The following is a 12,059-nucleotide window of genomic DNA, read 5'->3' as shown; positions in this document are numbered from 1 at the left end:
CCCGACGACCCGCGGTGGGCGCCCGACGAGCGGACCCTGATCGAGGCGGTCGACGAGCTGGAGCGCACCGGTTCCTGAAGAACGCGGGCATGGACGAGCGCAAATTCGCCGACGCGTTCCCGAAGTTCATGTGGATGCCGTCGCGCGACGTCGCGCGCATCGGGGTCGACGCGCTCGCCCACGACTGCGGCACGGTGATCGCCGGTCTGCCCAGCCACCTGTCCACCCGGCTGTTCCAGTTCATGCCGCGACGGCTGCTGCTGCCGCTACTGAAGAACCAGCATCCCGGCCTCAAACGCGACCTCTCAGCCGGCTGAAGGCCAGGGCCGCATCCAGCCCTCGACCGGGAGCGCGAGCGCGTTGCACAGCGTGCAGATGGTCCGATACCAGCCGACGGCCGTGAGCAATTCGATGCGCTGCTCGTCGGAAAGGAAGCGCCCTAGCGCCGTCCACGTCGTCTCCGACCAGGAACCGGTGCGCTCCAGCTCGTCGACCGCCTCGATCAGGGTCCGCTCGTCGGGCGCCCACCGCGGGTCGTCGGGGCCGGCGGTCACCAGCGCGTCGCACTCGTCGTCGCTGACACCCGCGATCGGACCCCAGAACGCCGCCTGCCCGCCCCACTCGTATCGGCAACCGAGGAGCGCGCAGCTGCGCAGGATCGCGATCGTCCGCGTCCGGGCGGGCAAAAGCGCTGCGACATAGAGTGATTCGCCGAGCTTGCGCAGCCGGGTGGCCAGCGCCGGGTGGCGTTGCAGGCAGCGCACCAGCAGCAGCGGCTCATAGGTGCGGTCCGGGTGACCCCAGCTGTTGATCCCCGCCGCGTCCTCCTCGCTCCACGGCGGGGCCAGCGGGGCGACGCGGCTCACCGGGAGAACACCACGCAGTCGTGCAGGCAGCCCTTGGCCGCGCCCGGGGAGCCGGGGTCGGCCTCGCGGTGCAGAAGGGCGCGGCCGGGCACGACTTCCAGGCGAACGGCGTCGCCCGCGTCGCTGACCTCGGCCGTGCCATCGACGATCAGCGAATAGCCGCCGGGCTCGGTCGGGGGCCACAGCAGGGTGACGTCGCGGCGCTGCGCCAAATTCTGGCGGGTGCGGCCACCGATGAGGCCGACGTCCAGCGTCGCGTCGCGCATCCGCGGCTCGACCGTCACGGTGTGGACGCGGTAGTCGTCGTCGACGGTGACCAGGTAGGCGAACGGGTAGTCGGGAAGGGCGGCCGCCAGACGCTCGACGTCCACCTGCTTCTTGGTGCGCATGACCCTCAGGATAGGCGCGGGCCGGGCCGCTACAGCGTGCGCGGAACCCGCGCCGCCGGCAGGCCGAAGGTGAGCTGGCCGCTGCTGCTGAAGTGGAAGCCGAGGTTCTGCAACACCTGCTGCCAGGGCGCCAGTTTCTCCACGGCCGCCGACGCGTCGGCGTGATAGCCGTACATCGCCTCGACGTCGGACGCCCACATCTGGTCGTAGGCGGCCTCGATGTCGGCGATCGCGGGGGTGTTCTGGCCCAGCCAGTTGGTGGCCGACAACGCCTGCGCCAGCGCGCGATTGGCCGCGACCACCGCGGGCTGCACCGTGGCCGCCAACGCGCCCTCGAACGCCGCCGCCACCGCCGAGGCCTGGCTGGACACCGCCTGGGCCTGGGCCGCCGCCGCGCTCAGCCAGCTGACGTAGTGCGTGGCGAGAGCCATCATCGCCGCCGAGGACGGCCCCTGCCAGGAGCCGCTGGCGAGATTTGACGTAACCGAAGAAAACGACGATGCTGACGATGCCAAGTCCTCGGCCAGTCCGTCCCAGGCTTCCGCGGCAGCAAGCAGCGGCCCGGCTCCGGGACCCGAGAAGATTCGTGCCGAGTTGACTTCTGGCGGCAACCACGCAAAATGCGGGCTCGTCACCGGCTCAACTTACCCGGGATCTGGCTGTTTTGGTGGCGTTATTGCGCGGGTACCGGGCGCGGTTGCCGACCGCGGACCAACTTGCCTGGACGAGCGTCGGTGGGCACGCCGTTCTCCGCGATCACTTCGCCGGCCACGATCGTCGCGACGTAGCCGTCGGCGGTCTGGTCGAGGCGCCGGCCCCCGGCCGGCAGATCGTAGGTGATGACCGGCTTGTGCAGGCGCAACGCGGCGTGATCGATGACGTTGAGGTCGGCCTTGTAGCCGACGCCGATGCGCCCCCGGTCGCCCAGCCCGGCGATGCGCGCCGGCACCGACGTGAGCTCGCGGACGGCCTGGGGCACGGTGAACCGGCCCGACTCGCGGTCGCGCGCCCAATGCGTCAGGAAGTACGTCGAGTAGCTGGCGTCGCAGATCATCCCGTAGTGCGCGCCGCCGTCGCCGAGCCCGAGCACCACGTCGTCGCGGTGCAGCAGCTTGCCCACGGTGTCCAGCGAATTGCCCTGCAGGTTGCTGGTCGCCACCAGCAGCATGGCGCGGCCCTCGTCGTCGAGCAGCCGGTCGTAGGCCTCCTCCATCGGGTTCACGCCTCGTGCCCGCGCCCGGGCCCCGATGGAGGTCGACGGGTCCGGCTCGTAGTCGGGGGTGTCGCCCAGCGGGTAGATCCAGTCCCACATCTGGGCCACGTATAGGATCGGGTGGCCCTGGCCCGGCTTGTCGGCGAGGATGCGCGCGCGCACCTCCGGCTTGCGCATCTCGGCGACCCGCTCGGCCAGGGGCAGGTGCGCGATTTCGCGGTAGCTCGGGTAGAGCACGAACGGGTTGGCGGACAGCTGCAGCCCGATGATCAGCCCGATCGGGCGCGGCAGCAGCTGTGCGGTGATCCGGGGGTCACCGTCGCCGGCCCGGGAATTCGCCTTCTCGATCATCGTGATGGCGTCCTCCCACGTCGGGTCGCCGGAGTTGGCCACCACCAGCGTGAAGGTCAGCGGCAGGTCGACGTCCTCGGCCACGTCGAACACCGTCTGCAGTACGGGCTCGTAGCCGCCGGCCGGGATGTCCGGCACGAACTGAAGAAGGCCGCCGCCGCCGTCGACGACACCGCGGGCGATTTCCTCGATCTCCTCCCGCGCGGCGTCGTAGCTCGGGATGGGCGAACCGCTTTCGGTTTTGTGGATCGTCAGCCGCGACGACGCGAAGCCGAGCGCCCCGACCTCGACCGCCTCCTTGGCCAGCGCCCGCATCTGGGCGAGGTCCTCGGCGGTGGCCGGCTCGCGGTCGGCGCCGCGCTGGCCCATCACGTAGACCCGCAGCGGCGAGTGCGGCAGGTACGCGGCGACGTCGATGTCCCGCTTGCCGGCGTCCAGCGCGTCCAGGTATTCGGGGAACGTCTCCCAGGTCCAGGGCAGGCCGTCGGTCATGACGACGCCGGGAATGTCCTCGACCCCGGCCATCACGTCGACCAGGACATCGTGGTCGGACTGGCGGCACGGCGCGAATCCGACGCCACAGTTGCCCATGACCACCGTGGTCACGCCGTGCGCCGACGACGGCGTCAGGCGTTCCGACCAGATGGACTGGCCGTCGTAGTGGGTGTGCAGGTCGACGAAGCCCGGGGTGACCAGCAGGCCGGTGGCGTCGATCTCCCGCTCGGCGCGCTCGCCGTTGACCCGACCGACGGCCGCGATCACCCCGTCGGTAACCGCGACGTCGCCGACGTACGGCTCACCACCCAGCCCGTCGACGATGGTGCCGTTGCGGATGATCAGGTCGTAAGTCATGCAAATAATCTACGACCGCGCCCGCCGGTCGTGCCAGGATCTAGTGTCGCTGGTATGGCCAACACCTCCAGCCCCGATGCCGCCGTCCAAGAACTGCTCCGCGACGCGTTCACCCGGTTGATCGAACACGTCGACGACGTCGCCGACGGCCTGACCGACGCGGTCGCCGACTACCGGGTGTCCCCGGGCGCCAACAGCATCGCCTGGCTGCTCTGGCACAGCGCGAGGGTGCAAGACATCCAGCTGGCCGACGTGGCCGGGGTCGAGCAGGTGTGGCTGCGCGACGGGTGGGTGGACCGGTTCGGGCTTGACCTGCCGCGCAACGACACCGGCTACGGGCACGGCCCCGAGCAGGTCGCCAAGGTCAAGGCGCCCGTGGATCTGCTGTCCGGCTACTACCACGCCGTGCACAAGCTCGCGCTCGAATACGTCGCCGGCGTGACCGCAGCCGAGCTGGAGCGGGTGGTCGACACCAACTGGGACCCGCCGGTGACGGCCAGCGCCCGGTTGGTGAGCATCATCGACGACTGCGCCCAACACCTCGGGCAGGCCGCCTACGTTCGCGGAATCGCGCCTTAAGGATCTCCCGGCGTGGGCATCGTGGCCGCCGTCTTCAGGGCGGTGCTGTGGCTGGCGACCACGGTCGCGCTGGCCGTGGCCGTTCCGGCGGTGTGGCTGCAGCTGAACGTGGTCAGCGAGGGCGGCTACGTCGCGCTGGCCCAGCGGGCCGCCGGCGACCCCGCGCTGCAGTCCGCCGCCGCGGACGAACTGGCCAACCGCGCGATGGCGCTCATCGCGGAGCACACCGGCGGACGCCAGCCGGTCGAGGGGGCGGAGGTGCACCTGGCCGCTGTCGCGTTCACGGCCGGGCCCGCCTTCCCGGCGTTGTTCGCCCAGGCGAACCGGGCGGCGCATCGCTGGTTGTTCACCGCCGACGGCGCAGGCGAGTCGTGGTCGATCGACGTGGCGCCGATGCTCAAGGACGCCGCGATGCAGCGGATACTGAGCCGCCACAACGTGAAAGTGCCCGCGACGCTGACGGTTCCGTTGACGGCATCGGCGCCCTCGGCCCACGGGTCGCTGCGGCCGGGGCGGTTGAGCCCGCTCGGCACGTGGGGTCCGTGGGTGAGCGTCGGCGCGGCCGCCCTGAGCGTCGTCTGCGCCGTGCTGCTGCTGGCCACCGCGCGACGCCGCGGTAAGGCACTCACCAGCCTCGGGGTCTCCGCGCTGCTGGTCGGCGCCGCCGGCTGGGCGGGCATCGAGATCGCAGGCCGCCACGTCGGCGACGCGCTCAACCGCACCACCGACGACATCCGGCGCATCGCCGAGGTGATGGTCTCCCACGCCGAGGCGGGCCTGCACCAATGGCTCAACCTCACGCTGCTCGTGGGCGTCGCGCTGGTGATCGGCGGTGTGGTCGTCGCGATGCTGGGCAGCCTGGCCAAGAAGCCGGCCGGCTAGCCGAAGGTGAACGAAAACACTTGCAGCCCAGGGCTGACCCGCATGTCGAGCTGGTCGCTGCGCGCGGCCTCATCGGCCACGATCGGGTGCAGCGTGGGTGGGCCGCCGATCGCCGTCGTCGTCGTCTTGCCGTCCCGGGACACGGTCAGGGTGCCCGTGCCGCCGACGACGACGTAGACGTCCTTGGCGGTGTAGCTCAGCCGGATGCCGGTGTCATCGCTGTCGGCGGTGGCGCCCTGGTCGTCCAGCTTCCACCGGCCGCGCAGCGCGAACTTGTCGGCCGGCAGTGACGCCGGGTAGTCGAACGTCGCGGTGCCCGCCTTGTATTCGCCTGTGCCGCCGTAGTTTCGGGCTCGGTCGACCCCCAGATACGTCTCGGGCGTGAGCCGGGTCTGCGGCGTGGTGTCCGGCGAATGTGTCGGCCCGGGCAGCCGGGTGCCGGGATGCGCGCCGACGAGCAGCTCGCGGATCAGCTTCTCGGTGCCGTCGTAGTCGCCCTCGCCGAACTTCGTGTGTCGCACCTGGCCGGTCGCGTCGATCAGGTATTCCGCCGGCCAGTAGAGGTTCTGGTAGTTGTTCCAGGTGGTGTAGCCGTTGTCCAGCGCGACGGGGTAGGGGATGTGCAGCGCGGCGGCGCCGCTGGCCACGTTGGCCGGCACCCGTTCGAAGGCGTACTCGGGGGTGTGCACCCCGATGGCGACGAACCCCGCGTCGTGATACCGGTTGTACCAATCGATTACGTGCGGGATGGCGCGCTGGCAGTTGATACACGAGTACGCCCAGAAGTCGACCAGCACCACCTTGCCGCGCACCGCCGCCGGGTCCAGCGGCTCGCCGTCCGGGGTGTTGAGCCACCCGGCGATGCCGGCGATGGCGGGTGCCGGGCCGCACTGCTGCAACTGCGTGGCGCCCTCCATGCAGTCGGTCAGCGCGCCGTCGATGCTGACCCCGCCCGGGCTGAGTTGCAGGCCGCTCGTCCCGGGCGGGGGTGTCGCCGGGCCTGCGTTGAGCGTGCGCTGGATGTCGTCGGCGCCGATCTTGTTCTGCATCGCCGTCGTGTAGTCGGGGATGGCGCGCTGCAGCATCGCCGGCAGGTTGAAGACCAGCGCGACGGCCAGCACGACCATCGTGATGCCGCCGGCGACCTGGATCACGCGCTGGTGGCGACGGAACGCGGCGACCCGTTCGGCGACGCGTCGCCCGGCCAGCGCGAACGCCAGCAGCGGCACCGCGTTGCCCAGGGCGAAGGTGCCGGTCAACAGCAAGACGCCGGCGCCGATGGACTGCGTGCCGCCGGCGACCACGATCGCGGCGAGCACCGGACCGGCGCAGGGCACATACAGCGCGCCCAGCGTCAGCCCTAGCCCGAAACCATCGGTGTTGGGCCCGATTTGACGCTGCGGCAGGTACGCGAACGGCCGCTCGATCAGGTGCTGTAGCGGCGGGAAGATCAGCCCCAGCCCGATCAGCACCAGCACCACGAGGGCTGCCCACCTGATGGCGTCCTGCGGCAGGTGCAGCGCGGTCAGCAGCGCCGAGCCGATCAGCGTGGCCAGCGAGAAGCTGCACACCAGGCCCGCGATCAGCAGGTAGGGCCGGGCGGCCGAACTGATGCCGCGTGAACCGCTCGCGCCGGACAACAGGATCACCGGGAGCACGGGCAGGATGCACGGCGAGATCGCGGTGATGAGTCCGCCGAGGAATCCGATGAGCGCGATGGTGTGCATAGCTAGTTACACCTTTACCTGCGGGAAATGGTTCACGTGGCCCGGAACAAGTCACGTCCCGTGCGTTATGCAAATCACACAATGTGCGTTACGCTCGGCCGGTGGCGCAGTTAACCTTCCAGCGCGCCCGCACCGAGGAGAAGAAGCGCCAACGTGCGGAGGCACTCGTGGAAGCCGCGCGTTCACTGGCGCTCGAGACCGGCGTCGCGTCGGTCACGTTGACCGCCGTCGCCAATCGGGCCGGCATTCACTACTCCGCCGTCCGTCGTTACTTCACCTCGCACAAGGAAGTGCTGCTGCACCTGTCCGCCGAAGGGTGGGTGCGCTGGTCGAACACGGTGTCCGAGAAGCTCGCCGCACCCGGCCGCAAGTCGCCGCCGCAAATCGCCGAGACACTGGCCGACGCCCTCGCCCAGGACCCGCTGTTCTGCGACCTGCTGGCCAACCTGCACCTCCACCTCGAGCACGAGGTGGACGTCGAGCGGGTCGTGGAGGTCAAGCGCATCAGCACCGCCGCCACGCTCTCGCTCGCCGATTCCATCGAGAGCGCGCTGCCCGAACTCGGCCGCTCGGGGTCGCTCGACATTCTGCTCGCCGCGTACTCGCTGGCGGCCACGCTGTGGCAGGTCGCCAACCCGCCGGAGCGCCTCAACGATGCCTATGCCGAGGAGCCGGAAGTGATTCCGCCCGAATGGAATCTGGACTTCGCCTCGGCCCTCACCCGCTTGCTGACGGCGACGTGCGTCGGCCTCATCGCGGAGAAGCCATGATCAGGGGGAAGGACTTGGGGTGCCCATGACGACGACTGAGCCAAGAACCGAGCCGCTCGAGAGACAAGGCTCTGCCGGCGGGAAGGGAAACGATGCCGCTCCGCGGCGCGCCGGGAAGAGGGGGCTGTTGGGGCGGTCCTGGTTGGTGCTCACGATCGCGGCTGTCGTCGCGCTGTCCGGATTCGTCGTCTACCGATTGCACGGCGTCTTCGGTGTTCACAAGGGTTCGTTCGGCGGCGGCACGTCGGGCGAGGTGCTCGATGAGTTCAACGCCAAGACGATCACGCTCCAGGTCTGGGGCTCACCGGGCAGCACCGCAACCATCAACTACCTCGACGAGAACTCCCATCCGCAACAGGCCCTCAACGTGCCCCTGCCGTGGAGCATCGTGCTGAGTTCCACGAAGCCCGGCATCCCGGCAAACCTGATCGCGCAGGGAGACGGCAGCTGGATCGCCTGCCAATTCGTCGTGAACAACCACGACGGGCACGGTGACGTCATCAAGGCCCCGAATCGCTCAGATTCCAACGAAAACGTGAACCCCTTCGTCTACTGCCTGGACAAGTCCGCATGAGCGAGCCAAGTGAGGCTGAATCTGCCGCGCCGCCAATCTCGCAGCCGCTGATCCCGCCGTTCCTGCCGCGGATGATCCACCGGCTCGCCCTGCCGATCGTCCTGATCTGGTTGGCCATCGTGTTCGTCACGAACACCGCGGCCCCGCAGCTGGAGGCGGTCGCCAAAAACCACTCGGTGTCGATGAGTCCGACTGACGCGACATCCTTTCAGTCGACGATGAAGGTCGGATCGACGTTCAAAGAATTCAACTCCGACAACTCGGCCATGATCTTGCTGGAGGGCGACAAGCCCCTCGGGGCAGAAGCGCACCGCTATTACGACGAGATCGTCAGGCGCGTCGAGCAAGACAAGAAGCACGTTCAGCACGTGCAGGATTTCTGGAGTGATCCGCTGACGGCGGCGGGTTCCCAGAGCCACGACCAGAAGGCCGCGTACGTCCAGGTTTACCTCTCCGGCAACATGGGCAGCGGGCAGGCCAGCGAGTCTGCCCTGGCCCTGCGCAAGATCGTGGACTCGGTGCCCGCGCCGCCGGGAATCAAGGCATACGTCACCGGCGCGGGTCCGCTGTTCGCCGACCAGTCCCACGCGGGCGAGAAGGGCGTCGCGCTCGTCACCCTTGTCACTTTTTTGGTGATCGTGGTGATGCTGCTGTTCGTCTACCGCTCGGTGACCACCATGCTGATCATGCTGGCGATGGTGTTCATCGAGTTGGCCGCGGCTCGCGGCGTCGTTGCCTTGCTGGCCAACTACGAAATCATCGGACTCTCCACGTTCGCCAACAATTTGTTGGTGTTGATGGCGATCGCCGCCGGAACGGACTACGCGATTTTCGTGGTCGGCCGCTACCACGAGGCCCGCGGTCTGGGCGAGACCCGCGAACAAGCCTTCTACACCATGTTCCATAGCACCGCGCATGTCGTGCTCGGGTCGGGCCTGACCATCGCCGGCGCGATGTACTGCCTGAGCTTCTGCCGATTGCCGTATTTCCAGTCATTGGGCGCACCATGCGCCATCGGCATGTTGGTAGCGGTGCTCGCCGCGTTGACCCTGGGCCCCGCAGTGCTGACCGTCGCGTCGTTCTTCAAGCTCATGGATCCGAAGCGCAAGCTGGCGACTCAGGGCTGGCGTCGCATCGGCACCGCGGTCGTCCGCTGGCCCGCCCCGGTTCTCGCGGTGACCATCGGGATCGCATTGGTTGGCCTGCTCGCCCTGCCCGGCTACAAGACGGACTACGACAACCGCCACTTCCTGCCGGCGGACACCCCGGCCAATGTCGGCTATGCCGCCGCGGACCGGCACTTCGACCAGGCTCGGCTCAATCCCGAGTTGTTGATGATCGAAACCGATCACGACTTGCGCAACCCGGCCGACTTCCTGGTCCTGGACAAGGTTGCCAAGGCGGTCTTCCACATCCCCGGCATCGGCCGGGTGCAGACCATCACCCGGCCGTTGGGCACGCCACTCGACCACAGCACCCTCGGTTTTCAGATGAGCGCACAAGCCGCGGGGCGGATCCAGACCCAGCACTATCAGGACGAGCAGGCGGCGAACCTGCTCAAGCAGGCCGACGAGCTGAAGAAGACCATGGCCACCCTGCATGAACAGATGCGGGTGACCCAAGACCTCAGCAACACGACCCACGAAACCACCAGGCTCACCAAAGAAACCGTGAAGATCACCGAGGCGTTGCGCGACGACATCGCCAACTTCGACGACTTCTTGCGGCCGATCCGCAGCTTTTTCTACTGGGAGCGGCACTGCTACGACATCCCGGTCTGCTGGGCGCTACGGTCGGTCTTCAACGCGCTCGACGGCATCGACCAGGTGGCCCAGAACATCGTGGAGCTCAGCGCGAATCTGGACAAGCTGGACCGGATTCAGCCGGAGTTGGTGGCGCTCATCCCGCCGCAGATCGAGAGTCAGCAGCGCAACCTCGACACCATCATGTCGAACTACGCGACCACGATGGGGCTCAACGAACAGGCGAAAGCGCAGGCGGACAACGCCACCGCGCAAGGCGACGCCTTCGACAAAGCGAAGAATGACGACACGTTCTACCTCCCGCCGGAGGCGTTCAAGAGCCCGGATTTCGCGCGGGGTTTGAAGAACTTCATTTCACCGGACGGGCACGCGGTCCGGTTGATCATCTCCCATGAAGGCGACCCGGCGAGTCCAGAAGGCATCAGCCACATCGAGCCGATCAAACAGGCCGTGCACGAGGCGATCAAGGGCACGCCCTGGGAGGGCTCCAAGGTCTACCTCGGCGGTACCGCCGCGACGTACAAGGACATGCACGACGGCTCCGACATCGACCTGCTGATCGCCGGAATTGCCGCAGCCACACTGATTTTCATCATCATGCTGGTGATCACCCGAAGCGTCGTGGCGGCCTTCGTGATCGTCGGCACGGTGTTGCTGTCACTGGGCGCCTCATTCGGACTCTCCGTGCTGCTCTGGCAGTACATCCTGGGCATGAAGTTGCACTGGATGGTGCTGGCGATGGCGATCATCCTGCTGCTGGCGGTCGGTTCGGACTACAACCTGCTGCTGATATCGCGGTTCAAGGAGGAAATCCACGCCGGGCTCAGAACGGGGACGATCCGCGCGATGGCCGGTTCGGGCTCGGTGGTGACCTCCGCCGGCCTGGTCTTCGCCGCCACCATGGCCACGTTCATGTTCAGCCCGTTGCTGGTGATGGCCCAGGTGGGCACGACGATCGCGCTGGGTCTGCTGTTCGACACCTTGATCGTGCGGTCGTTCATGACGCCGTCGCTGGCCACCTTGCTCGGGCGCTGGTTCTGGTGGCCGCAGCACGTGCGGCCACGACCGGCCAGCACCATGCTGCGACCGTACGGACCGCGTCCCGCCGTGCGCGAATTCCTTCTCAAGAACGTCGAGGAGCGTCCGGCGGGCGGAGTGGTACAGCCGCGCTGACCCTGCGGGACAAAAAAATCCGCGCGTCCCCTTCCTCTCAGGGACGCGCGGATTCTTGAGGCGTTAGGCCCAGTTCCACACCGACATGTCGCCGGGCGGGTATTGGGCGCACACGTCGGTGGCCTTCGCGACGACGCCCTTGTTGTTGAAGAAGAGCTTCATGTGGTTGGGCCACGCGTACCACAGCGGGTCGTTGTTGTAGAAGTTCTCGGAGTAGGTGCGGCGGTCCTCCGGCGACAGTGAGTAGAACCAGTGCACCTTGTCGATCGTCGCCTGCTGGACGTTCGGGTGGTTGTTGAAGTCGATCATGTAGCGCTGGTAGTACACCGGGCTGGTATCGCGGGTTGCCGCCATGATCTGCTCGGCGTCGCACGTGGTGTTGATCATCCTGCGCGGAATCGGGAAGTCCTCCGTCGAATCGGCGACGGCGGTCTTCGGGAAGACCGCCGCGGCGATGCCGAGGGCGAGGAAGGCGGCGCCTGCGCGCAAGCCGGTGTTCAGCCGAGACATAGCTGTAACGGTAACACTTTTTGACCGGCGGCCGCCAGGTTCCTAGTTTGTCTCAGCATTGGTCCCGATCAGGCACGATGACGTGTGAGGGGTCGGGCCGCAGCTCCGGCGGGGCCTGGCTGTAGTCGCCGAACGGGCCGTCGCGGCGCTCGACGGCCGCCCGCACGCCCTGGGTTTCGGCCGTGTTGATGAAATCGAGCGCGTCGGGAGTGTTGCGCATCAGGCCGTCGAGGATGCCGCCGAGCGTCTGGGTGGACGCCAACCCCATGTTCTCGTAGGCCTGGTTGACGATCAGCTTCTGCGCCCGCAGCTGCGACAGCGGGATGCGCGCGAGCTCGGCGGCGATCTCGGCGACCCGGGCCTCCAGGCGTTCGAACGGCACCGCCTCGTTGATCAGCTCGATCTCGGCC

At 68.0% G+C, this 12,059-nt stretch carries 10 protein-coding genes and 3 pseudogenes; 6 read left to right on the top strand and 7 right to left on the bottom strand.

Annotated elements, in window-relative coordinates; genetic code table 11:
• Positions 1-71: 71 nt before the first annotated feature.
• Positions 72-317 (top strand): annotated as a pseudogene (locus A5701_RS02055) (SDR family NAD(P)-dependent oxidoreductase); the annotation flags it as partial.
• Here the strand turns inward: A5701_RS02055 and A5701_RS02050 are convergent.
• From A5701_RS02050 to A5701_RS02035, 4 genes and pseudogenes are all read right to left on the bottom strand, one after another.
• Positions 306-866: a carboxymuconolactone decarboxylase family protein gene (locus A5701_RS02050; RefSeq protein ID WP_067747989.1), complete on the bottom strand. Its 561-nt coding sequence runs from the start codon at positions 864-866 to the stop codon at positions 306-308. The pseudogene A5701_RS02055 and the gene A5701_RS02050 sit on opposite strands and share 12 nt — an antisense overlap.
• Positions 863-1,255: a hypothetical protein gene (locus A5701_RS02045; protein ID WP_067747987.1), complete on the bottom strand. Its 393-nt coding sequence runs from the start codon at positions 1,253-1,255 to the stop codon at positions 863-865. The genes A5701_RS02050 and A5701_RS02045 overlap by 4 nt, the downstream gene beginning before the upstream one ends.
• A gap of 62 nt (positions 1,256-1,317) precedes the next feature.
• Positions 1,318-1,890, bottom strand: a pseudogene (locus A5701_RS02040) (PPE family protein); the annotation flags it as partial.
• A 38-nt stretch (positions 1,891-1,928) separates the two neighbouring features.
• Positions 1,929-3,671 carry an amidohydrolase family protein gene (locus A5701_RS02035; protein ID WP_067747983.1) on the bottom strand — a complete coding sequence of 581 codons (1,743 nt, stop codon included), beginning with the start codon at positions 3,669-3,671 and terminating at the stop codon, positions 1,929-1,931.
• 54 nt (positions 3,672-3,725) lie between these two features.
• Between A5701_RS02035 and A5701_RS02030 the strand changes: the two genes are divergently transcribed.
• Positions 3,726-4,250: a mycothiol transferase gene (locus A5701_RS02030; protein ID WP_067747980.1), complete on the top strand. Its 525-nt coding sequence runs from the start codon at positions 3,726-3,728 to the stop codon at positions 4,248-4,250.
• Positions 4,251-4,271: 21 nt separating this feature from the next.
• The gene (locus A5701_RS02025; RefSeq protein WP_067747995.1) at positions 4,272-5,132 is read left to right on the top strand and encodes a hypothetical protein; all 861 of its coding nucleotides are present in this window, start codon (positions 4,272-4,274) and stop codon (positions 5,130-5,132) included.
• Here the strand turns inward: A5701_RS02025 and A5701_RS02020 are convergent.
• Complete coding sequence (locus tag A5701_RS02020; protein ID WP_067747977.1) at positions 5,129-6,859, bottom strand: cytochrome c biogenesis protein CcdA; 1,731 nt, start codon at positions 6,857-6,859, stop codon at positions 5,129-5,131. The two genes, A5701_RS02025 and A5701_RS02020, sit on opposite strands and share 4 nt — an antisense overlap.
• Positions 6,860-6,942: 83 nt before the next feature.
• Between A5701_RS02020 and A5701_RS02015 the strand changes: the two genes are divergently transcribed.
• The 3 genes from A5701_RS02015 to A5701_RS02005 are packed head-to-tail and all read left to right on the top strand — an operon-like array spanning position 6,943 to position 11,139.
• Positions 6,943-7,629, top strand: coding sequence for a TetR family transcriptional regulator (locus A5701_RS02015; RefSeq protein ID WP_156669875.1), 687 nt, complete (start codon positions 6,943-6,945; stop codon positions 7,627-7,629).
• Positions 7,630-7,654: 25 nt separating this feature from the next.
• Positions 7,655-8,203, top strand: coding sequence for an MmpS family transport accessory protein (locus A5701_RS02010; protein WP_067747993.1), 549 nt, complete (start codon positions 7,655-7,657; stop codon positions 8,201-8,203).
• Entirely contained in the window at positions 8,200-11,139 is a 2,940-nt protein-coding gene (locus A5701_RS02005; RefSeq protein WP_067747971.1) for an RND family transporter, read from the top strand. The genes A5701_RS02010 and A5701_RS02005 overlap by 4 nt, the downstream gene beginning before the upstream one ends.
• Before the next feature lie 63 nt (positions 11,140-11,202).
• On the opposite strand, the gene A5701_RS02000 is transcribed toward A5701_RS02005, so the two are convergent.
• A complete protein-coding gene (locus A5701_RS02000; RefSeq protein ID WP_067311930.1) occupies positions 11,203-11,649 on the bottom strand; it encodes a DUF5078 domain-containing protein in 447 nt (148 codons plus the stop codon).
• Positions 11,650-11,701: 52 nt separating this feature from the next.
• Positions 11,702-12,059: pseudogene (locus A5701_RS01995) on the bottom strand (enoyl-CoA hydratase); the annotation flags it as partial.

This window comes from Mycobacterium sp. E3305 (genome assembly GCF_001666785.1).
GTDB lineage: Bacteria > Actinomycetota > Actinomycetes > Mycobacteriales > Mycobacteriaceae > Mycobacterium.
This window is presented reverse-complemented; position numbering and strand designations above follow the sequence as displayed.